The organism is Mycobacterium kiyosense, from assembly GCA_021654635.1.
GTDB lineage: Bacteria > Actinomycetota > Actinomycetes > Mycobacteriales > Mycobacteriaceae > Mycobacterium > Mycobacterium kiyosense.
Genome location: AP025179.1, coordinates 4,075,801 through 4,095,847, shown reverse-complemented (window position 1 = coordinate 4,095,847; position 20,047 = coordinate 4,075,801). Strand labels below are relative to the sequence as shown.

Sequence of the window (20,047 nt, the reverse complement as noted above, 5' to 3'; positions counted from 1 at the left end):
AGTTCGCGACGGCAGATCGCGCCCGGCGGCGCCGGACCCACGGCAGCCATTAGGCTGGCCCACGTGTTTGAATCGCTGTCCGACCGGTTGACCGGTGCCCTGGCGGGGCTGCGCGGCAAGGGCCGCCTCACCGACGCCGATATCGAGGCCACCACCCGCGAAATCCGGCTCGCGCTGCTGGAAGCCGACGTCTCGCTGCCCGTGGTGCGGGCGTTCGTCGCCCGTATCAAGGAACGCGCCCGCGGTCACGAGGTGTCCGGCGCGCTAAACCCCGCGCAGCAGGTGGTCAAGATCGTCAACGAGGAGCTGATCGGCATCCTCGGCGGGCAGACCCGCGAGCTGCACTACGCCAAGAACCCGCCGACGGTGATCATGCTCGCCGGCCTACAGGGCTCCGGCAAGACGACGCTGGCCGGCAAGCTCGCCTACCGGCTCAAGAACCAGGGGCACACGCCGCTGCTGGTGGCCTGTGACCTGCAGCGGCCGGCCGCGGTCAACCAGCTGCAGGTCGTTGGGCAGCGCGCCGGAGTACCGGTGTTCGCGCCGCACCCCGGCGCCTCACCAGAGTCCGGCCCGGGCGACCCGGTCGCCGTCGCGGCCGCCGGCATCGCCGAGGCCAAGGCCAAGCACTTCGACTTCGTCATCGTCGACACCGCGGGGCGCCTGGGCATCGACGAGGAGCTGATGGCGCAGGCCGCCGCCATCCGCGACGCCGTCGACCCCGACGAAGTGCTGTTCGTCCTGGACGCGATGATCGGCCAGGACGCGGTCGCCACCGCCCAGGCGTTCGGCGACGGCGTCGGCTTCACCGGCGTGGTACTGACCAAGCTGGACGGCGACGCCCGCGGTGGCGCCGCGCTGTCGGTGCGTGAAGTCACCGGTGTGCCAATCCTTTTCGCCTCCACCGGGGAGAAGTTCGAAGACTTCGACGTCTTCCACCCGGACCGGATGGCCAGCCGCATTTTGGGCATGGGCGACGTGCTGAGCCTGATCGAACAGGCCGAGCAGGTCTTCGACGCCCAGCAGGCCGAGGCGGCCGCCGCCAAGATCGGGGCCGGCGAGCTCACCCCTGGAGGACTTCCTCGAGCAGATGCTCGCGGTGCGCAAGATGGGCCCGATCGGCAACCTGCTGGGCATGCTGCCCGGTGGCGCGCAGATGAAGGACGCGCTGGCCGAGGTCGACGACAAGTCGCTGGACCGGATCCAGGCCATCATCCGCGGCATGACCCCGCAGGAGCGCGCCGACCCGAAGATCATCAACGCCTCCCGCCGGTTGCGCATCGCCAACGGCTCCGGCGTCACCGTCTCCGAGGTCAACCAGCTGGTGGACCGCTTCTTCGAGGCCCGCAAGATGATGTCGTCGATGCTCGGCGGCATGGGCATCCCCGGGATGGGCCGCAAGTCGGCGACGCGGAAGTCCAAGAGCGCCAAGGGAAAGAAGGGCAAGAAGGGGGCGCGCGGCCCGACGCCGCCGAAGGTCAGGAGTCCGTTCGGCGCCGGGATGCCGGGCATGCCGGCGGGCTTCCCGGATCTGTCCCAGATGCCGGAGGGCCTCAACGAATTGCCGCCCGGCCTGGCCGATTTCGACCTGTCCAAGCTCAAGTTCCCCGGGCAGAAATAGCCGCGCCGTGCGTTTGCACGTGCGCGGGCTGAGCCTGCCCGGTGAGGTCGCCACCGACCTGTGGATCGTCGATGGCCGCCTCAGCACCGAACCGGTGGCGGGCGCCGACACCGTCTTCGACACGGGCTGGATTCTGCCCGGGCTGGTCGACGCGCACTGTCACGTCGGGCTCGGTAAGGACGGCGGCGTCGAACTCGACGAGGCGATCGCCCAGGCCGAGGCCGAACGGGAGGCCGGCGCGCTGCTGCTGCGGGACTGCGGCTCGCCGATCGACACCCGTAGCCTCGACCACCATGCGGACCTGCCCCGGATCATCCGCGCCGGACGGCACCTGGCCAGGCCCAAGCGCTACATCCCCGGGTTGGCCGCGGACCTCGAGGACGAGTCGCAACTTCCGGATGCGGTGGCCGAGCAGGCTCGCCGCGGCGACGGCTGGGTCAAGCTGGTCGGCGACTGGATCGATCGGGGGATAGGCGATCTCGCGCCGCTGTGGTCCGACGACGTCCTCAAGGCCGCCATCGACGCCGCGCACGCCAACGGTGCCCGGGTCACCGCCCACGTCTTCGGCGAGGACGCGCTGCCCGGCCTGATCAAGGCGGGCATCGACTGCATCGAGCACGGCACCGGGCTGACCGACGACACCATCGCACTCATGGTCGAGCACGGCACCGCGCTGGTGCCCACGCTGATCAACGTGGAGAACTTCCCGGGCATCGCCGACGCGGCGACGCGTTACCCGACCTACGCGGCGCACATGCGCGACCTGTACGAGCGCGCCTATCCGCGGGTGGCGGCGGCGCATGAGGCCGGGGTGCCGGTGTACGCCGGCACGGATGCCGGCGGCATGATCGCGCATGGGCGGATCGCCGACGAGGTCGAAGCCCTCAAGGGCATTGGCATGACCGGCGACGAAGCGCTGGGCGCGGCGTGCTGGGACGCCAGGCGGTGGCTGGGCCGGCCGGGTCTGGACCATGGGGCGTCGGCTGACCTGTTGTGCTACGCCGAGGACCCGCGGCGCGGACCGGCGGTGCTGAACCGTCCCGACCTGGTGATTTTGCGCGGGAGGGTGTTCCGACCCGGCTGACCTCCGGGCCAGATGAAAGATTGCGAGTGATCGCTATCTATGTTAGGTTCACGGTCAGCCCGCGACCCTGGAGGACCTGTGACCTACGACGTGATCATCCGCGACGGACTGTGGTTCGACGGCACCGGCGCCCAACCGCAGACCCGCACCCTGGGCATCCGGGACGGGGTGGTGGCCACCGTCTCGGCCAGCCCGCTCGATGAGACCGGCTGCCCCGAGGTCATCGACGCGGCCGGCAAGTGGATCGCGCCCGGCTTCATCGACGTGCACACCCACTACGACGCCGAGATCCTGCTCGACCCGGGGTTGCGCGAGTCGGTTCGGCACGGCGTCACCACGCTGCTGCTGGGCAACTGCTCGCTGTCGACGGTCTACGCCGACTCGCAGGACGCCGCCGACCTGTTCAGCCGGGTCGAGGCGGTGCCGCGCAACTTCGTGCTCGGCGCACTCGAAGACAACCGCACCTGGTCCACACCGCAGGAGTACATCGAGGCCATCGACGCACTGCCACTCGGCCCGAATATCAGCTCGATGCTTGGTCATTCGGACCTGCGCACCGCGGTGCTGGGCCTCGACCGCGCCACCGACGCCGCGGTGCGTCCCAGCGACGCCGAGCTGGAAAAGATGGCGCGACTACTCGACGACGCACTGGAAGCCGGAATGCTGGGCATGTCCGGCATGGACGCGCCGATCGACAAGCTCGACGGGGAGCGCTTCCGCTCGCGCGCGCTGCCGTCGACCTTCGCGACCTGGCGCGAACGCCGGCGGCTGATCGAGGTGCTGCGCAAGCGTGGCCGGATCCTGCAGAGCGCCCCCAACGTCAACAGCCCGCTGTCCCCCCTCATGTTCTTCCTCACCAGTAGTCGAATCCTGAACCGCCGCAAGGGTGTTCGAATGAGCATGCTGGTATCGGCGGACGCCAAGTCGATGCCGTTGGCAGTACACGTGTTCGGGCGCGGCACCCGCCTGCTGAACAAGGTGCTCGCATCCAGTGTGCGGTTCCAGCACCTGCCGGTTCCGTTCGAGTTGTATTCCGACGGAATCGATCTGCCGGTGTTCGAGGAGTTCGGTGCGGGCACGGCGGCCCTGCACCTGCGTGACCAGCTGCAGCGCAACGAACTGCTGGCCGACGAGGCGTACCGCCGCCGCTTCCGGCGCCAATTCGACCGCAAGAAGCTCGGCCCGTCTTTGTGGCACCGCGATTTCCACGACGCGGTTATCGTGGAGTGCCCGGATAAGTCGTTGGTAGGCAAGAGCTTTGGTGCCATCGCCGACGAGCGTGGGCTGCACCCGCTGGACGCGTTCCTGGACATCCTGGTCGAGAACGGCGAGCGCAACGTGCGCTGGACCACCACCGTCGCCAACCACCGGCCCAAGCTGCTGGACAAACTGGCCGCCGACCCGAGCGTGCACATGGGCTTCTCCGACGCCGGGGCGCACCTGCGCAATATGGCCTTCTACAACTTCGCTCTGCGACTGCTCAAGCGGACCCGGGACGCTGAACGGGCAGGCGCCCCGTTCCTGAGCGTGCAGCGGGCGATCTACCGGCTGACCGCCGAGGTGGCCGAGTGGTTCGGCATCGACGCCGGCACGCTGCGCGAGGGTGACCGGGCAGACTTCGTGGTGATCGACCCCGCGCACCTAGACGACTCGGTGGACAGCTACAACGAAGCCGCGGTGCCCTTCTACGGCGGGCTGCGCCGCATGGTCAACCGCAACGACGCCACGGTGGTCGCCACCGGGGTGGGCGGTGTCGTGGTCTTCCGCGGCGGCGAGTTCCGCGACGGCTACGGTTCGACCGTGAAGTCCGGCCGTTACCTGCGCGCGGGTGCCCGGCACGCCGTGAGCGTGCCGGCCTGAGATGGCCAGGACCCAGCAGCAGCGCCGCGAGGAGACTGTCGGGCGGCTCCTGCAGGCCTGCATCGACACCATCGTCGAGGTCGGCTACGCGCGGGCTTCGGCGGCGGTGATCACCAAGCGCGCCGGGGTGTCGGTGGGCGCGCTGTTCCGCCACTTCGACACCATGGGCGACTTCATGGCCGCCACCGCGTCCGAGGTGTTGCGCCGTCAGATCGAGACGTTCACCAAGCAGGTCGCCGAGATACCCGCCGACCGGCCCGCGCTGCAGTCGGCGCTGACGATTCTGCGGGACATCACCGCCGGCCCGGCCAACGCCGTGCTCTACGAGCTGCTGATCGCCGCCCGTACCGATGAGAAGCTGAAAGTCACTCTGCAACACGAGCTTTGGCAATACCGGTCGAAGATGTACGACGCCGCGCGGGAGATGCCCGGGGCGGATTCGTTCCCCGACGACACATTCCCGGTCGTGGTGGCGTTGCTGACCAATGTCTTCGACGGTGCCGCCGTGGTGGAAGGCGTACTGCCGCAGCCCGAGATCGCCGAGCGGCGCATTCCGGTGCTGGCCGGATTGCTGGGCGCGGCGTGGCCGCGCGATTCCTAGAGCGAGCCGATACCCGGCTGCGAACCCTGCGCGAAACCCCAGTCGAACAAGTTGCCCGCCTGGTCCCAGTACGTCGGGCCACCCGCCCTGACCAGGCCGTACATCATCGAGATCACCAGCCGCCGGCCGCCTCGGGCAGCCGCTCCCACGAACGTCTTGCGGGCGGCGTCGGTGAAGCCGGTCTTGCCGCCGATCGCACCCGGATAGCGGGACAGCAACTCGTCCTGGTTGAGGATCGGTTGATCGCCGTTGTCGCCGGGAAACATCGCCGACGGCTCGGCGGTGATGTGGGCGAACGTCGGGTTGGCCATCGCCGCGCGGAAGATGACCGCAAGGTCGTGCGCCGTCGACGCACCGGGGCCGTCGGGCCCGTCCAGTCCGGACGGGGTCGACGCGTGGGTGTTGTTCGCGCCCAGCGAGGCGGCCTTGGCGTTCATCTTGCTCACCGCGGCGCCCTGGCCGCCCAGCATGTGGGCCAGGGTGTTGGCGGCGTCGTTGCCCGACACCAGCAGCAGGCCGTCCAGCAGTTGGCGCGCGGTGTAGCTGCGGCCCGCCTTGACCCCGACGCAGTTACATTCGACGGCGGTGTCGGCGGCGTCGGCGACCACCGAGGAATTCAGGTCCAGCTCGTCGAGCACCACCAGCGCCAGCAACACCTTGATGGTGCTCGCGGGCGGATGCGCGACGTTCTGGTCACGGCCGGCCAGCACCTGTCCGGTGTCCATGTCGGCGACGATCCAGGTCTGCGCCGGGCCGTCCGGGACCGGCACCGATCCCGCCGCCTGCTGCACATCGGTGTCGGCTGCCGCGCCGGGCGCCGCGACCAGCGGGATCGTGAGCAGCGCGGCGGCTGCGGCGATGAGCTTTCGCATGGGCGCAGAGTTTAACGCCGCAGCCTGCGGGTCGGCTATTCCGCGATACCGCTGCGGTGTTGAATCGAGGCATGTTGAGCCTGGCAGAGATTTCCGACCGCCTCGAGATCCAGCAGCTGCTCGTCGACTATTCGACCGCGATCGACCAGCGCCGGTTCGATGACCTGGACCAGATCTTCACCCCGGACGCCTTCATCGACTACACGGCGCTGGGCGGCATCGCCGGTCAGTATCCCGACGTCAAGAAGTGGCTGTCGGAGGTGCTGCCGAACTTCCCGGTGTACGCGCACATGCTGGGCAACTTCTCGGTCCGCGTCGACGGCGACACGGCATCCTCGCGGGTGATCTGCTTCAACCCGATGGTGCTCGGCGGCGACAAGGAACAGATCCTGTTCTGCGGGCTCTGGTACGACGACGAGTTCGTGCGTACCGCGGCCGGCTGGCGGATGACCCGCCGGGTGGAGACCAAGACCTTCCAGAAAGTCATGTAGACCAGCGGCGACCGGCGGTAGCGTGGACGCTCATGAAGCACCGCATCGCCGGGGCGGCCGCGGCTGCCGTGCTGATGGCCGGCGGGCTCATCGCCGTGGCACCGCCGGCGCACGCCGGCTGCGTGTACGGCGGACCCGGCATCCTCGGCAAGTGCGACGGGCCTGTTCAGCCCGATGGCACCTGGCAACGTTGCGTGGCCTTCGCCAAGTGGGTGCCCAACGGGGCCAGTTCCTATGTGATGCCCGATCAGCACTGCGACGTGATGGGTCCGGATCAGCGCCCGGGCGATCCCGCGTTCGCCGACCCGCCGGCACATATCGACGACTGAGCGCCGGGTGGCTTTTCCCCTCGCGAGCGGCCCCATATGTACGGTAAAACGCCCCCACAACCGCCATTTCGAGGCCTGTGGCGTAAGGGCGAATTTCGTTCGCCGGGCCTCGATCTGGCACAATGGGCCGCTGTCCGGCCCGCGATCACGATCGCCCGTCGGTCACACACGCGAGGCAAAACCGGACCCGGGCATCCCGCCCCGGTCGCTGAATTGCAGCGTGACACACACAGGAGTTCCACTATGGCTGTCAAGATCAAGCTCACCCGGCTTGGCAAAATCCGCAATCCCCAGTACCGCATCGCCGTCGCCGACGCGCGCACCCGCCGCGACGGCCGCTCCATCGAGGTCATCGGCCGCTACCACCCCAAGGAAGACCCGAGCCTGATCGAGATCGACTCCGAGCGCGCGCAGTACTGGCTGTCGGTGGGCGCCCAGCCCACCGAGCCCGTCCTCAAGCTGCTCAAGATCACCGGCGACTGGCAGAAATTCAAGGGCCTGCCCGGCGCCGAGGGCCGCCTGAAGGTCAAGCCGGCCAAGCCCAGCAAGCTCGAACTGTTCAACGCCGCGCTGGCTGCCGCCGACGGCGGCCCCACCACCGAGGCCACCAAGCCGAAGAAGAAGGCGGCACCGAAGAAGGCGGCCAAGGGCGACTCCGAAGAGGCCGCCGCCGAGGCCACCCAGGCCGCTGAGCCCGCTGCCGAGGCCGCCGCAAGCGGCGCCGAGTCGACCGAAAGCTGACGGGCACCATGAGCACCGTTGTGGTCGACGCCGTCGAGCACTTGGTCCGGGGCATCGTCGACAATCCCGACGACGTGCGGGTCGACCTGGTGACCAGCCGCCGCGGCCGGACCGTCGAGGTACACGTGCACCCCGACGACCTGGGCAAGGTCATCGGTCGCGGGGGACGCACCGCCACCGCGCTGCGCACCCTGGTCGCCGGCATCGGCGGCCGCGGTATCCGCGTCGACGTGGTGGACACCGACCAGTAACGCTCGCATGGAGCTGATCGTCGGGCGGGTGGCCAAGGCCCACGGCATCGCCGGCGAACTCGTCGTCGACATCCGCACCGACGACCCCGACGCCCGGTTCGCGCCGGGCGCCACGTTGCGCGCGCGCAAGCCGCGCGACGGGAGCCCGGCGCGCAGCTACGTTGTCGAGGGCGTCCGCCCGCACGGCGCCCGGCTGCTGGTCCGGCTGACCGGCGTGACCGACCGGGACGGCGCCGACGCACTGCGCGGCGCCCTGTTCGTGATCGACTCCGACGAGCTGCCCCCGATCGACGAGCCGGACACCTATTACGACCACCAGTTGGAAGGACTTAGGGTATCGACCACGGCGGGCCGGCAGGTCGGCGTCGTCACCGAGGTGCTGCACACTCCGGGCGGGGAGTTGCTGGCCGTCAAGGGCGACTCCGGCGAGGTACTGGTGCCGTTCGTCGGCGCAATCGTCACCTCGGTGTCGCTGGACGACGGCACCCTGCTGATCGAGCCACCCGACGGTCTGTTGGATCTGGACGGTTAGCCGTGCGCAGCCCATGAAGATAGACGTGATCACGATCTTCCCGGCTTTTCTGGATCCGTTGCGACAATCGTTGCCGGGCAAGGCGATTGCCTCCGGTCTGGTCGATTTGCAGGTGCACGACCTGCGGCGGTGGACGCACGACGTGCACCACTCGGTGGACGACACGCCCTACGGGGGCGGTCCGGGCATGGTGATGCGGGCACCGGTGTGGGGCGACGCGCTCGACGAGATCTGTTCGGCCAAAACATTATTGGTGGTTCCGACGCCGGCGGGCCGGCTGTTCGACCAGGCCACCGCGCGACGCTGGAGCGCCGAAGGTCACCTGGTGTTCGCCTGCGGCCGCTACGAGGGCATCGACCAGCGGGTGATCGAGGACTCGGCGCGCCGGATGCGCGTCGAGGAGGTGTCGATCGGCGACTACGTGTTGCCCGGCGGCGAGTCCGCGGCGGTGGTGATGATCGAGGCGGTGTTGCGGCTGCTGACCGGTGTGCTGGGCAATCCCGCGTCACACCAACATGATTCGCATTCACCGGCCCTGGACGGATTGCTGGAGGGGCCGAGTTACACGCGGCCGGCGAGCTGGCGTGGCCTGGACGTCCCGCAGGTCCTGTTGTCGGGTGACCACGCGAAGATCGCTGCGTGGCGCCGCGAGGTGTCGCTGCAGCGCACCCGGGAACGCCGCCCGGAGCTGCTGCAGTAACAGCTCAGATGCGGCCGGTGGGGAAGATGGTCCGCACGGCCTGGGTGATGGTCTCGCGCGCGGTCGCGTCGTCGGAGGGCTGCAGCGACTCGATGACCATGATGTAGCGGCGGTCGGCGCCGATCACGCCGGTGGACAGGTGCATCCAGTCAGCCCCGATGCAGCACATCCAACCCTGTTTGACCGCAACGGGTTCGGCGTAGAGCCCCTCGGGGATGCCGAACCGCTGCGGGTAGCCGTCGATCCCGGTGGGGGTGGACTGCGCCAGGTCGTCGACGATCAGGCGGGAACGATCGCGGGGAAGACCACCCGATCCGTCGAGCAGCCCCTCGTAGTAGTGGATCAGGTCTTCGGCTGAGCTGATGGTGTTCCACCACCGCCCGTCGCTGGGGGGCGCGGTCGAGGTCAGCCCGTACCGGCCGGCGACCCGCGTGATGATCGCGTCGCCGCCGTCCTCACCCCAGAATCGCTCGGCGGCGCCGTCGTCGGACGACTGCAGCATCACGTCGAGGGCCTGATGGTCGTCGGCGGACAGCACGGCCTGACCCTCGGCCTCCCGCAGCAGCAGTTCGTCGGCGATGAACAGTTTCGCCACCGATGCGGTGGCGATGATCTGGTTGTTGCCGTTGGAGACCAGTTGGTGGGTGGCGCGGTCCAGGATGGCCACCGCCAGTGTCGCGCCGGCCGCCGCGGCCTGCTCGGTGGCCCGCTGGACCCGCTCCTGCACTCCGGCCAGGCTGCTGACCTGCCGAGTCGGTACGGGCATCGGGGCGCCGTTCGGCGTGATCGACCGGAGTAGCAACTCGACCAGCTGCGGCTGCGGCTGTTGCTGCTGCTCGGCGGGCCGCTGCTCGGCGGGGTTGGTGGCCTTGGCGTGCACCGTCGCCTCGCAACCCGCGACCACCGCCATCGCCACGGCGGCCACCGCGGAGAGCATGGTCAGCGGTCGGGCTCGCATCGGCTCTCCTTCCGGCATCCGGTTCGGCGCTGGGCAGGCCGCGGCCTGTTGGGTGCGGGGGCGGTTCGAACCCCGTTCATATGTACCACTTGCAGGCGGTTTAGGGCGGGCGTGAACCACCACAGATTCCTGTGATTTTCGCTGCACGCGGACCATCTGGCACAATTGAGCGGTTGTCTCCAGCGGTCGTTGGCCGGCTTCCTGCCTGCCGCCTGTTGCGAGATGCGACTCTTGAGCCCGTACCCATCGGCTTGGTGACCGCCGCACAGTCCTGTGCGGGGGTTATCGGACCGCGAACCTTGAGGAAGTGTCTTTCCAATGAACAGGCTGGACTTCGTCGACCAGGCGTCGCTGCGCGACGACATCCCCGCCTTCAACCCGGGCGACACGATCAACGTGCACGTCAAGGTTATCGAGGGCGCCAAGGAACGCATCCAGGTGTTCAAGGGTGTGGTGATCCGCCGGTCCGGTGGTGGCGTCCGCGAGACGTTCACCGTGCGCAAGGAGAGCTACGGCGTCGGCGTCGAGCGGACCTTCCCGGTGCACTCGCCGAACATCGACCACATCGAGGTGGTGACCCGTGGCGATGTGCGCCGCGCCAAGCTCTACTACCTGCGTGAACTCCGTGGCAAGAAGGCCAAGATCAAGGAGAAGCGCTGATCCCGGAGCGGGTGCGGGCGCGCCGTGCGGCCCGCGTGGCCGTGTCGCATACGCAACCCGTGAGCTGGCTACGCTGATCTCGTGACTGACACCGAAGACTCTCCGTCGGAAGACTCTTCTGCGGAGGTTTCTGCTTGCGGAGGCTGCTCAGTCGGAGCCGACTGCGGCCCGCGACGCTGACACACCGGCCGAGGATCCCAAACCGGAGCCGGAGCAGGCCAAGAAGCGCTCGGCGACGCGGGAACTGGCCTGGCTGGCCGTCATCGCGATCGGGATCTACTACGTCATGCTGACGTACGTCGCGCGCCCCTACCTGATCCCGTCGGAGTCGATGGAGAGCACCCTGCACGGCTGCCCCACCTGTGTGGGCGACCGCATTCTGGTCGACAAACTGACCTACCGGTTCAGCTCACCCGAGCCCGGTGACGTCGTCGTGTTCAAGGGGGCCGCCGTCGTGGAACACCGGGTACAAGTCGATCCGCTCGCACAACACCGTGGTGCGCTGGATCCAGAACGCGCTGTCGTTTCTGGGATTTGTGCCTCCCGACGAGAACGACCTGGTCAAGCGCGTTATTGCGGTCGGTGGACAGACCGTGCAGTGCCGGGCCGACACCGGGCTGACGGTCAACGGCAAACGGTTGCAGGAGCCTTACCTGGACCCCAACGTCATCAAGGTCGACCAGACCGCCTACCCGCCGGCCTGCCTGGGCAACGAGTTCGGCCCCGTCACGGTGCCGGCCGGACGCCTGTGGGTGATGGGCGACAACCGGACCCACTCGGCGGACTCCCGCGCGCACTGCCCGATGCGCTGCACGGGGGACTCGACGGCCGGGACGGTGCCGGTCGCCAACGTCATCGGCAAGGCCCGGTTCATCGTGTGGCCGCCGTCGCGATGGGGTGGTGTGGGTTCGGTGAACCCCCAGCAGGGTCAGTGATCGTGGCCTCGATATGAACCGGGCTGCGAACCGGTCCTGGCCGCCGCGCACGGTGATCCGCAAGTCCGCCGGTCTGCGCACGCTGGAGTCCGCCCTGTACCGCAACGGCCTGGGCCCGGTGGCCGGGGTGGACGAGGTGGGCCGCGGCGCGTGCGCCGGGCCACTGGTGGTGGCGGCCTGCGTGCTCGGCCCGGGCCGGTTGGAAAGCCTTGCCGCCCTTGATGATTCGAAGAAGTTGACGGAGAAGGTGCGGGAACAGTTGTTCCCGGTGATCCGTCGCTACGCGCTGGCCTACCACGTGGTGTTCATCTCCTCGACCGAGGTGGATCGCCGTGGCGTGCACGTGGCCAACATCGAGGGCATGCGGCGCGCGGTGGCCGGCCTGTCGGTGCGGCCCGGATATGTGCTGAGCGACGGATTCCGGGTGCCCGGCCTGGCGGTCCCGTCCCTGCCGGTGATCAGTGGCGACGCCGCGGCGGCCTGTATCGCCGCGGCCAGTGTGCTGGCCAAGGTCAGCCGGGACCGGTTGATGGTCGCCATGGACGCCGAGCATCCCGGCTACGGCTTCGCCGAGCACAAGGGATACAGCACGCCCGCACACAGCCGCGCCCTGGCCGAGTTGGGTCCGTGCCCGCAGCACCGCTACTCGTTCATCAACGTGCGGAGGCTGGCGAACGGGACGCTGGTCGGGTCCGGAGGTCCGGGCGCGCGCGTCGATTACGAGTGCGGAAAGATGGGGCAAAGGTTCGAGGATGAAGGACGTCTGAGCAGATGAGCGCTGAGGATCTCGAGAAGTACGAAACCGAGATGGAGCTCTCGCTGTACCGCGAATACAAAGACATCGTCGGTCAGTTCAGCTACGTCGTGGAAACCGAGCGCCGGTTCTACCTGGCCAACAGCGTCGAGATGGTGCCCCGCAACGCCGACGGCGAGGTGTACTTCGAGCTGCGCCTGGCCGATGCCTGGGTGTGGGACATGTACCGTCCGGCCCGGTTCGTCAAGCAGGTGCGGGTGGTGACGTTCAAGGACGTCAACATCGAGGAAGTGGAGAAGCCCGAACTGCGGCTGCCCGAGTAGCCGCCGCGTCGGCTAGGAACTCTCCTCGGAGGTTTCCAGCACGCCCCTGGTGTCGATGACGCGGCGGGCCACGTCGGCGAGCTTGATGTTGAGGCTCTGCGAGTGGCGCCGCAGCAGATCGAACGCCTCGTCCTCGGTCATCTCGTGCAGCATCATCAGCATGCCGACCGCTTTGCCGATCTCGCGGTTGCTCAACAGCCCCCGCCGCAGGCTGGATGCGTCCTCGCCGTGCGCGATCGCGTTGATGGCCACGCTGGCGAAGGACGCCAGCACCGCCGCCCGCCCTGCGGATTCGGAGTCGAACACGTTGGGTTGCTCGCTGAACAGGTTCAGCGCGGCGCCCTTGCGTTTGTCGATCAGCAGCCGGAACCCCATCGCCCCGCGCACCGGGGTGTCGGCGAGCAGCTTGGCGGCGAACTTCGGCCACTGCGTCGGGGTGCGCAGGTCGGATTCGATCTGGGGCGTCTCTTCCTCGATTGCGTCGATGCACGGGCCGTCGCCGGCGCGACGTTCCAGCTCGTCGACGCGGTGGGCCAGGCTACTGCTGGCACCCACGGTGACATACCGGTCACCGCGTTTGATCATCAGGCTGGCGTGATCACACCCCGGGACCACCAGGGTCGCGGCCACACAGATCGCGGCGTACATCTGGTTGGCGTCCGAGCCCTGGTAGATGATCTCGGCCAGGGCGGCGAACACCGTCGCCGGATCGGCGGTGAGTGGGCCCGGAGACGGGTTCTCGGGTTCGTTGGCCACGTCGTTGCCTCCCTTCGGCGCTGCGTTCTGGCCGTACCTTAGTCCGGCCGTCATCGCGGTCACACACCGACGGCGCGTTCGAGATCTTTCAGCGACGTGTCCAGATGGCTGAGCATGCGTTGCAGGTGGGGCACGCTTCCCCGGGCCCCGACCAAGCCGAAATCGAGATTATCGGCGTTGTTGGTCACCGTGATGTTCATCGCCTGCCCGTCCAGGGTGATCGACAACGGGTAGTTGCCGACCATCTGCGCGCCCCGCCAATACATTTTCTCTTTGGATCCCGGCACGTTGGAGATCACGATGTTGAACGGTGGCGGCGCGGTGCGGATGAATCCCGGGATCAGCCCCAGGAACAGCCCGCCGGTCAGGAAAGCGGACAACGCCAGCTGCTGAACCTGCGGGAGTTGGTTGAACAACTGCTTCTGTTCGGTCATCGACGAGTTGATCCCGCGAAGACGCTGGCCCGCGTCCTCGACGTCGGTGTTGAGGTTGCACAACACGGTCCCCACCGAGTTGCCGCTGCCTTCGGTGCCCTCTTTGCGCAGACTCACCGGAACCATCGCGATCAGCGGCGCGTCCGGCAGCGCGTTCTGCTCAATCAGGTAGGTGCGCAATGCGCCCGCGGACATCGCCAGCACGACGTCGTTGAAGCTGACGTCCGCGGCCTTCTTCACCTCGAAGATGCGTTCCAGCGGCCACGACTGCGCCGCTATGCGCCTGGCCCCGCCGATCCGGACATTGAACATGGACTTGGGCGCCCGGAACGGGAAGGTGAGCTGTTGTTCGAGCAGCGCCGCGCGTGCCAAGGACAACGTCGACGGAGCCAAGCCCGCCGCCGACCCGAGCGCGCTGGTCAGCGACCGCAGCGCCGAGGAGTCGCCATCCCGGTCCGGCTTGTGCCGCGGTTTGAGCTCCCACGGCACCCGGATTTCGTCGTCGTTCGGGTCGGCGGTGAACGCGCGCTGCATCAGGCGCATCGCGGAGACACCATCCATCAGCGAGTGGTGAAACTTGGTGTAGACCGCGTAGCGCCCGTCGCTGAGGCCCTCCACCAGGTGCGCTTCCCACAGCGGGCGGTGCCGGTCAAGGAGGCTGCCATGCCAGCGTGAGCAGACTTCGAGCAGCTCACGCACCCGGCCCGGGCGTGGCAGCGCCGACCGGCGGAAGTGATAATCCAGTTCGACGTCACGGTCGATCGCCCAGGCGAGGTTGGTCACCGGACCCACGAACGCCGGGTGCTTGCGGAACGTCGGCTGGATGTCGGTACGGCTGAGCATCGACTCGTACGCCTCGGTCACGAAGTCCTCGTCGGCGCCCTCGGGTGGCTGGAACAGTTGCAAGCTGCCCACGTGCATCGGGTGCTCACGGGATTCACCTAGCAGAAACATCGAGTCGGCAGGCGCGATCAACTTCATGTACTTACCCCTCTGCCCGAAATCAGACCCGCAAATGGCCGCGGTAGTAATAGCCAACTGTGGCGTCTCGCACACATTTGGTGACTTATCTCGTCGAAGCGTTTGGTAGTCGCCGGCGTCGGGAAGCTGACCGGGGGTGGGGCTAACTGTCGCGGTCACCGGGCCGACGGGCGAGATCGGGATCTCGGCCGTCACCGCCCTGGAACGCGAACCGGCCGTCGAGCGGATTCTCGGGATGGCCCGGCGGCCGTTCGATCCGCTGCGACAGGGTTGGGCCAAAACGGTGTATCGGCGCGGCGACATCCTGGACCGCGGCACGGTCGAGGGTTTGGTGGCTCACGCCGACGTGGTGATCCACCTGGCCTTTACCCATGCCGATTCGCCCGAGGACAGCGAACGGGCCAACCTGCAGGGGACCCGCAACGTCTTTGAGGCCGCGGTCGCCGCGGCGGCATCCTCGGAGCGTGCGCGTCGGCTGGTCTACGTCTCTTCGGCCGATGCCTACGGCTACCGCGCGGGCAACCCCGCGCTGCTGACCGAGGACGTGCCGGCGCGCGGTTCCGGCGGCCACCATTATTCGACGCAGAAGTCGTTGTCGGAGGCGGTGCTCGCCGAGGTGACTGCCGGGTCCGGGCTGCAGGTGTTCGTGCTGCGCCCGTGTATCGTCGCCGGTCCGGCCGCTCCGGCGCTGGCCGCGGCGATGCCCTGGAACCAGCTGCCCGCCCCGCTGCGCGCGGTGTCGCGGCTGGTGCCTGCGCTCAAGCCGGTGGTGTGCGATTCGGGACTTCCGCTGCAACTGGTGCATCACGACGATGTCGCCTCGGCCATTGCGCTGGCCGCGGTCAGTCCCGCACCGCCCGGGGCTTACAACATCGCCGGCAACGGGGTGGTGACGGTCAGCGACGTCGCGGTGGCGCTGGGCGGGCGGCCGGTCAGGATGCCCGCGGCCGCCGCCACGGCTGCCTCGGCCATCGCGCATCTGCCGTACGTGCCGTCCCTGCTGCACTGGCTGCACGTCACCCGGACTTCGGTGGTGGTGGACACCACCCGGGCCAAGCGGCACCTGGGCTGGCGTCCGACATACACCTCCGCGGAGACCCTGGCGGCGCTGGCGGCCGGGGGTGTGCCGCCACGCCCGGTAATCTGACGGCCGTGATAACCGCGCCAGCCGAACGGCTCCTGTGGGGCACGTAACGGCGCGCCGCCGGGTCCGGCATCTGGCCGCCGACCACGCCGGCGACCGGCCCGAGGCCCTGGCCGTCGAGGAGCCGCTGGAAATCCGGGTCAACGGTGCGCCGGTCATGGTGACCATGCGAACGCCGGGCTCGGATATCGAACTGGCGCAAGGGTTTCTGCTCACCGAGGGGGTCATCGTCCGGCGGGCCGACGTGCAGACCATTCGCTACTGCGAGGGCCGCGACACCGACGGGGTCAACAACTACAACGTGCTCGACGTGACGTTGGCGCCCGGCGTCGCGCCGCCGAGTCTGGATGTGACCCGCAACTTCTACACCACGTCGTCGTGCGGGGTCTGCGGCAAGGCGTCGCTGGACGCGGTCCGGCTGCTCAGTCTCTACGCGCCCGGCGACGACCCGGTCACCGTGGGCGTCGCCGTCCTGCAAGCGCTGCCGGACCAAATGCGGAGCGCGCAAAAGGTTTTCGCGGCTACCGGCGGGTTGCACGCGGCCGGGTTGTTCGGAGCGGACGGGACCATGCTGGCCGTGCGCGAGGACATCGGTCGGCACAACGCGGTCGACAAGGTGATCGGCTGGGCGCTGGAACACGAGCAGGTTCCGCTGACCGGCTCGGTGCTGCTGGTCAGCGGTCGGGCCTCGTTCGAGCTGACCCAGAAGGCGTTGATGGCCGGGATCCCGGTGCTGGCCGCCGTGTCGGCGCCGTCGTCGCTGGCCGTGTCGCTGGCCGAGGAGTCGGGGATCACCCTGGTGGGGTTCCTGCGCGAGGACTCGATGAACGTCTACGCCCGCGTGGACCGGGTCACGCGCTGACCCGCCGCGGGCCTGTGGATGAAGCATTGACTGGGGATAACCAACCGCCGGCCAGGCCATTCGGGGCGCAGCCGCGCCGCCGGTGTCGGGGCGGGCTGGCAGCTTGGCTGCATGACGACGTTGACGCGGGCCCAGCTGGGGGCGCTGGGCGAACAACTGGCTGTTGACCATCTGAGCTCGCTCGGCTTGGCGATCCTGCACCGCAACTGGCGCTGCCGCTACGGTGAACTCGATGTGATCGCCTGCGACACATCAAGTCGCACTGCGATTTTCGTGGAGGTCAAGACACGCACCGGCGACGGCTTCGGCGGCGTGGAGCAGGCCGTTACCGAGGCGAAGGTGCGTCGGCTGCGCCGGCTGGCCGGGCTGTGGCTGGCCGGTCAGGACGAAAGCTGGGCGGCACTGCGCATCGACGTGATCGGGGTGCGGATCGGGCGGCGCCCGGTCCCCGAACTCACCCACCTCAAGAGCGTCGGCTGATGGCGCTCGGGCGTGCGTTCTCGGTGGCCATCCAGGGACTCGACGGGCACCTCGTGGAGATCGAAGCGGACATCACCTCGGGGCTGCCCGGAGTGCATCTGGTGGGTCTGCCCGACGCGGCGCTGCAGGAGTCGCGCGACCGGGTCCGCGCCGCCGTCACCAACAGCGGCGACAGCTGGCCGATGTCGCGGCTGACCCTGGCGCTGTCTCCGGCCACGCTGCCGAAGGTCGGGTCGGTCTACGACATCGCGCTGGCGGCCGCGGTGCTCTCGGCGCAGCGCAAGAAGCCCTGGCACCGGTTGGAAAAGACCGTCCTGTTGGGGGAGTTGTCCCTGGACGGGCGGGTGCGGCCGGTGCGCGGGGTGCTGCCCGCGGTGCTGGCGGCCAAGCGTGAGGGGTGGCCCCTGGTCGTCGTCCCGACCGCCAACCTCGCCGAGGCCGGTCTGGTCGACGGCATCGACGTCGCCGGTGTGCGCACCCTGGGGCAGCTGCGGAACTGGCTGGACGGCTCCGTCCGGCTGGACGAGCCGGGCCCTACCGCGGACGCCGTGGCCGAGCCGGTGGTGGACATGGCCGACATCGTCGGGCAGTCGCAGGCCCGCTACGCCGTCGAGGTCGCCGCGGCCGGGGCACACCACCTGTTGCTGACCGGGCCGCCTGGGGTCGGCAAAACCATGCTGGCGCAACGTCTTCCGGGGTTGCTGCCGCCGCTGACGCACAGCGAGGCGCTGGAGGTCACCGCGGTCCATTCGGTGGCGGGTCTGCTGTCCGCAGACACGCCGCTGATCACCCGCCCGCCGTTCGTGGCGCCGCACCACAGCTCCAGCGTGGCCGCACTGATCGGCGGCGGGACGGGTATCGCCCGCCCCGGCGCGGTCAGCCGGGCCCACCGCGGGGGTGCTGTTCCTCGACGAATGCGCCGAAATCGGCGGGCACACGCTGGATGCGCTGCGCACCACCCTGGAGGACGGCGAGATCCGCCTGGCCCGCCGCGACGGGGTGGCGTGTTACCCGGCCCGGTTCCAGCTGGTGATGGCGGCGAACCTGTGTCCGTGTGCCCCGGCCGACCCGCAGGATTGTGCGTGTCCCGCCGCGGTGCGGCGGCGCTACCTGAGCAAGCTGTCGGGTCCGCTGCTGGACCGGGTCGACCTACGGGTGCAGATGCACGTGGTGCGGGCCGGTGCGTTCGCGGTGGCGGACGGCGAGTCCACCGCGCAGGTGCGCCACCGGGTGGCCCAGGCCCGGCAGGCCGCGGCCCAACGCTGGGGACCGTACGGCTTCAGCACCAACGGCGAAGTCAGCGGCGCCCTGTTGCGGCGCAGGTTCCGCCTCGGCGCCGCCGCGATGGAACCGCTGCGCAAAGCCGTGGAGCGCGGCATCCTCAGCATCCGCGGGCTCGATCGCACGCTGCGGGTCGCCTGGACGGTGAGCGACCTGGCCGGCCGCACCTCCCCAGGGGTCGCGGAAGTCGCTGCGGCACTGAGCTTTCGGCAGTCGGGAGCGGCACGATGAGCGCCGCCGACCGGCGACTGGCGTGGGCCTACCTGTCGCGGGTAGCCGAGCCGCCCTGCGCGGAACTGGCCGCGCTGGTGGACGCGGTGGGGCCGCAGGAGGCCGCCGACCGCATCCGGGGCGGTGCGGTCGACGACGATCTGGCCCGCCACACCGAGGCGCGCCGCCGCATCGAGCAGGCCGAGGCCGATCTGCGGCTCCTGGACAGCCGTGGCGGGAGATTGATCACCCCCGACGACGCGGAGTGGCCGGTGCTGGCCTTCGCCGCTTTCGGCAACACCGCGGTGCGCCCGCGCGGCGGGCCGCCGCCGGTGTTGTGGGCGCTGGGCCCGGCCAGGCTGGACGAGGTGTCCTACCGGTCGGCTGCCATCGTCGGCACCCGGGCCGCCACCAGCTACGGCGAGCACGTCGCGGCGGACCTGGCGGCGGGGCTGGCCGAACGTGACGTCGCGGTGGTCTCCGGCGGGGCCTTCGGCATCGACGGCGCGGCACATCGGGCGACGCTGGCGGCGGACGGGACCACCATGGCGGTGCTGGCCGGCGGAATCGACGTCCCCTACCCGGCCGGGCATTCCTCGTTGCTGCACCGAATCGGCCGGACCGGCCTTTTGGTCACCGAATATCCGCCGGGGGTGCGGCCGGCCCGGCACCGGTTTCTGACCCGCAACCGGCTGGTGGCCGCGGTGGCCGGCGCGGTGGTGGTGGTCGAGGCGGGCCTGCGCAGCGGCGCCGCCAACACCGCGGCCTGGGCGCGGGCACTGGGCCGGGTGGTGGCCGCGGTGCCCGGACCGGTGACCTCGTCGGCGTCGGCGGGGTGTCACGTGCTGCTGCGCGACGGCGCCGAATTGGTCACGCGTGCCGACGACGTCGTCGAACTCGTCGGGCACATCGGCGAACTGGCCGAGGACGAGCTGCGACCCGCTACCGCGCTGGACGGGCTCGGCGACGCCGAGCGGCGGGTACATGACGCGTTGCCGGGTCGCGGCGCCGCCACCGTCGACGAGATCGCCGTCGCGTCCGGGCTGGCGCCCGAGCAGGTGCTGGGGCCGCTGGCGTTGTTGGAAGTAGGCGGGCTGGTGGAGTGTGAGGACGGGTGCTGGCGCATCGCTCGACGCCGTAGTGAACGACCACGGCTCGTATAGTCGAGTGGGATCGGGGTTCTGACA

20 protein-coding genes and 3 pseudogenes are annotated in these 20,047 nt (G+C 69.3%); 19 read left to right on the top strand and 4 right to left on the bottom strand.

The window, feature by feature from the left end; genetic code table 11:
* Window positions 1-63: 63 nt before the first annotated feature.
* From ffh to L6444_RS19245, 4 genes and pseudogenes are all read left to right on the top strand, one after another.
* Window positions 64-1,621: pseudogene (ffh, locus tag L6444_RS19260) on the top strand (signal recognition particle protein).
* Entirely contained in the window at window positions 1,581-2,705 is a 1,125-nt protein-coding gene (locus L6444_RS19255) for a metal-dependent hydrolase family protein (RefSeq protein ID WP_236984263.1), read from the top strand. The pseudogene ffh and the gene L6444_RS19255 overlap by 41 nt, the downstream one beginning before the upstream one ends.
* A gap of 39 nt (window positions 2,706-2,744) precedes the next feature.
* Window positions 2,745-4,565 carry an N-acyl-D-amino-acid deacylase family protein gene (locus L6444_RS19250; RefSeq protein ID WP_238305683.1) on the top strand — a complete coding sequence of 607 codons (1,821 nt, stop codon included), beginning with the start codon at window positions 2,745-2,747 and terminating at the stop codon, window positions 4,563-4,565.
* 1 nt (window position 4,566) lies between these two features.
* Window positions 4,567-5,166, top strand: a complete 600-nt coding sequence (locus L6444_RS19245) for a TetR/AcrR family transcriptional regulator (protein ID WP_236976605.1) — start codon at window positions 4,567-4,569, stop codon at window positions 5,164-5,166.
* Here the strand turns inward: L6444_RS19245 and L6444_RS19240 are convergent.
* Window positions 5,163-6,038, bottom strand: coding sequence for a D-alanyl-D-alanine carboxypeptidase family protein (locus L6444_RS19240; RefSeq protein WP_236976604.1), 876 nt, complete (start codon window positions 6,036-6,038; stop codon window positions 5,163-5,165). The genes L6444_RS19245 and L6444_RS19240 overlap by 4 nt on opposite strands.
* A 71-nt stretch (window positions 6,039-6,109) precedes the next feature.
* On the opposite strand from L6444_RS19240, the gene L6444_RS19235 reads away from it, so the two are divergent.
* From L6444_RS19235 to trmD, 6 genes are all read left to right on the top strand, one after another.
* Window positions 6,110-6,529, top strand: a complete 420-nt coding sequence (locus L6444_RS19235) for a nuclear transport factor 2 family protein (protein WP_236976603.1) — start codon at window positions 6,110-6,112, stop codon at window positions 6,527-6,529.
* 32 nt (window positions 6,530-6,561) lie between these two features.
* The gene (locus tag L6444_RS19230) at window positions 6,562-6,858 is read left to right on the top strand and encodes a CDGP domain-containing protein (RefSeq protein WP_236976602.1); all 297 of its coding nucleotides are present in this window, start codon (window positions 6,562-6,564) and stop codon (window positions 6,856-6,858) included.
* Between the two features lie 243 nt (window positions 6,859-7,101).
* Window positions 7,102-7,599, top strand: a complete 498-nt coding sequence (rpsP, locus tag L6444_RS19225; RefSeq protein ID WP_236976599.1) for a 30S ribosomal protein S16 — start codon at window positions 7,102-7,104, stop codon at window positions 7,597-7,599.
* Window positions 7,600-7,607: 8 nt separating this feature from the next.
* Window positions 7,608-7,850, top strand: coding sequence for an RNA-binding protein (locus L6444_RS19220; RefSeq protein ID WP_036354608.1), 243 nt, complete (start codon window positions 7,608-7,610; stop codon window positions 7,848-7,850).
* Between the two features lie 7 nt (window positions 7,851-7,857).
* Window positions 7,858-8,382 (top strand): ribosome maturation factor RimM, encoded by a 525-nt coding sequence (rimM, locus tag L6444_RS19215; protein ID WP_236976596.1) that lies wholly within the window; start codon window positions 7,858-7,860, stop codon window positions 8,380-8,382.
* 13 nt (window positions 8,383-8,395) lie between these two features.
* Window positions 8,396-9,082 carry a tRNA (guanosine(37)-N1)-methyltransferase TrmD gene (trmD, locus tag L6444_RS19210; RefSeq protein ID WP_236976594.1) on the top strand — a complete coding sequence of 229 codons (687 nt, stop codon included), beginning with the start codon at window positions 8,396-8,398 and terminating at the stop codon, window positions 9,080-9,082.
* Between the two features lie 4 nt (window positions 9,083-9,086).
* On the opposite strand, the gene L6444_RS19205 is transcribed toward trmD, so the two are convergent.
* On the bottom strand, window positions 9,087-10,040 hold the full coding sequence (locus tag L6444_RS19205; protein ID WP_236976592.1) for a serine hydrolase: 954 nt from the start codon (window positions 10,038-10,040) through the stop codon (window positions 9,087-9,089).
* Window positions 10,041-10,358: 318 nt separating this feature from the next.
* On the opposite strand from L6444_RS19205, the gene rplS reads away from it, so the two are divergent.
* From rplS to L6444_RS19185, 4 genes and pseudogenes are all read left to right on the top strand, one after another.
* Window positions 10,359-10,700, top strand: coding sequence for a 50S ribosomal protein L19 (gene rplS, locus L6444_RS19200; RefSeq protein ID WP_236976590.1), 342 nt, complete (start codon window positions 10,359-10,361; stop codon window positions 10,698-10,700).
* 81 nt (window positions 10,701-10,781) lie between these two features.
* A pseudogene (lepB, locus tag L6444_RS19195) lies at window positions 10,782-11,635 on the top strand (signal peptidase I).
* Between the two features lie 13 nt (window positions 11,636-11,648).
* A complete protein-coding gene (locus tag L6444_RS19190; RefSeq protein ID WP_236976588.1) occupies window positions 11,649-12,410 on the top strand; it encodes a ribonuclease HII in 762 nt (253 codons plus the stop codon).
* On the top strand, window positions 12,407-12,712 hold the full coding sequence (locus tag L6444_RS19185) for a DUF2469 domain-containing protein (protein ID WP_012393608.1): 306 nt from the start codon (window positions 12,407-12,409) through the stop codon (window positions 12,710-12,712). Before L6444_RS19190 ends, L6444_RS19185 begins: the two co-directional genes overlap by 4 nt.
* A 12-nt stretch (window positions 12,713-12,724) precedes the next feature.
* Here the strand turns inward: L6444_RS19185 and L6444_RS19180 are convergent, their stop codons facing one another.
* Window positions 12,725-13,522, bottom strand: coding sequence for a GAF and ANTAR domain-containing protein (locus L6444_RS19180; protein ID WP_370653105.1), 798 nt, complete (start codon window positions 13,520-13,522; stop codon window positions 12,725-12,727).
* Window positions 13,523-13,527: 5 nt separating this feature from the next.
* Complete coding sequence (locus tag L6444_RS19175; protein ID WP_236976584.1) at window positions 13,528-14,883, bottom strand: WS/DGAT/MGAT family O-acyltransferase; 1,356 nt, start codon at window positions 14,881-14,883, stop codon at window positions 13,528-13,530.
* A 136-nt stretch (window positions 14,884-15,019) separates the two neighbouring features.
* Here L6444_RS19175 and L6444_RS19170 point away from each other — a divergent pair, with 136 nt between their 5' ends.
* The 5 genes and pseudogenes from L6444_RS19170 to dprA all read left to right on the top strand — a co-directional run bounded on the left by L6444_RS19170 (window position 15,020) and on the right by dprA (window position 20,023).
* Complete coding sequence (locus L6444_RS19170) at window positions 15,020-16,030, top strand: NAD-dependent epimerase/dehydratase family protein (protein ID WP_236976582.1); 1,011 nt, start codon at window positions 15,020-15,022, stop codon at window positions 16,028-16,030.
* A gap of 34 nt (window positions 16,031-16,064) precedes the next feature.
* Window positions 16,065-16,889 (top strand): formate dehydrogenase accessory sulfurtransferase FdhD, encoded by an 825-nt coding sequence (fdhD, locus tag L6444_RS19165; RefSeq protein WP_236976580.1) that lies wholly within the window; start codon window positions 16,065-16,067, stop codon window positions 16,887-16,889.
* A gap of 111 nt (window positions 16,890-17,000) precedes the next feature.
* A complete protein-coding gene (locus L6444_RS19160; protein WP_236976578.1) occupies window positions 17,001-17,369 on the top strand; it encodes a YraN family protein in 369 nt (122 codons plus the stop codon).
* Window positions 17,369-18,881: pseudogene (locus tag L6444_RS19155) on the top strand (YifB family Mg chelatase-like AAA ATPase). Before L6444_RS19160 ends, L6444_RS19155 begins: the two are co-directional and overlap by 1 nt.
* Window positions 18,878-20,023, top strand: a complete 1,146-nt coding sequence (gene dprA / locus L6444_RS19150) for a DNA-processing protein DprA (RefSeq protein WP_236976576.1) — start codon at window positions 18,878-18,880, stop codon at window positions 20,021-20,023. Before L6444_RS19155 ends, dprA begins: the two are co-directional and overlap by 4 nt.
* The last annotated feature ends 24 nt before the right edge of the window (window positions 20,024-20,047 follow it).

Bases quoted from the DNA above. Each gene is read 5' to 3' on its own strand.
- dprA (WP_236976576.1), top strand. From the start codon at position 18,878: ATGAGCGCCGCCGACCGGCGACTGGCGTGGGCCTACCTGTCGCGGGTA.
- rplS (WP_236976590.1), top strand. From the start codon at position 10,359: ATGAACAGGCTGGACTTCGTCGACCAGGCGTCGCTGCGCGACGACATC.
- L6444_RS19205 (WP_236976592.1), bottom strand. From the start codon at position 10,040: ATGCGAGCCCGACCGCTGACCATGCTCTCCGCGGTGGCCGCCGTGGCG.
- rimM (WP_236976596.1), top strand. From the start codon at position 7,858: ATGGAGCTGATCGTCGGGCGGGTGGCCAAGGCCCACGGCATCGCCGGC.
- L6444_RS19175 (WP_236976584.1), bottom strand. From the start codon at position 14,883: ATGAAGTTGATCGCGCCTGCCGACTCGATGTTTCTGCTAGGTGAATCC.
- L6444_RS19220 (WP_036354608.1), top strand. From the start codon at position 7,608: ATGAGCACCGTTGTGGTCGACGCCGTCGAGCACTTGGTCCGGGGCATC.
- L6444_RS19230 (WP_236976602.1), top strand. From the start codon at position 6,562: ATGAAGCACCGCATCGCCGGGGCGGCCGCGGCTGCCGTGCTGATGGCC.
- L6444_RS19245 (WP_236976605.1), top strand. From the start codon at position 4,567: ATGGCCAGGACCCAGCAGCAGCGCCGCGAGGAGACTGTCGGGCGGCTC.
- trmD (WP_236976594.1), top strand. From the start codon at position 8,396: ATGAAGATAGACGTGATCACGATCTTCCCGGCTTTTCTGGATCCGTTG.
- L6444_RS19160 (WP_236976578.1), top strand. From the start codon at position 17,001: ATGACGACGTTGACGCGGGCCCAGCTGGGGGCGCTGGGCGAACAACTG.
- L6444_RS19235 (WP_236976603.1), top strand. From the start codon at position 6,110: ATGTTGAGCCTGGCAGAGATTTCCGACCGCCTCGAGATCCAGCAGCTG.
- L6444_RS19190 (WP_236976588.1), top strand. From the start codon at position 11,649: ATGAACCGGGCTGCGAACCGGTCCTGGCCGCCGCGCACGGTGATCCGC.
- L6444_RS19185 (WP_012393608.1), top strand. From the start codon at position 12,407: ATGAGCGCTGAGGATCTCGAGAAGTACGAAACCGAGATGGAGCTCTCG.
- L6444_RS19180 (WP_370653105.1), bottom strand. From the start codon at position 13,522: ATGACGGCCGGACTAAGGTACGGCCAGAACGCAGCGCCGAAGGGAGGC.
- L6444_RS19240 (WP_236976604.1), bottom strand. From the start codon at position 6,038: ATGCGAAAGCTCATCGCCGCAGCCGCCGCGCTGCTCACGATCCCGCTG.
- rpsP (WP_236976599.1), top strand. From the start codon at position 7,102: ATGGCTGTCAAGATCAAGCTCACCCGGCTTGGCAAAATCCGCAATCCC.
- L6444_RS19250 (WP_238305683.1), top strand. From the start codon at position 2,745: ATGTTAGGTTCACGGTCAGCCCGCGACCCTGGAGGACCTGTGACCTAC.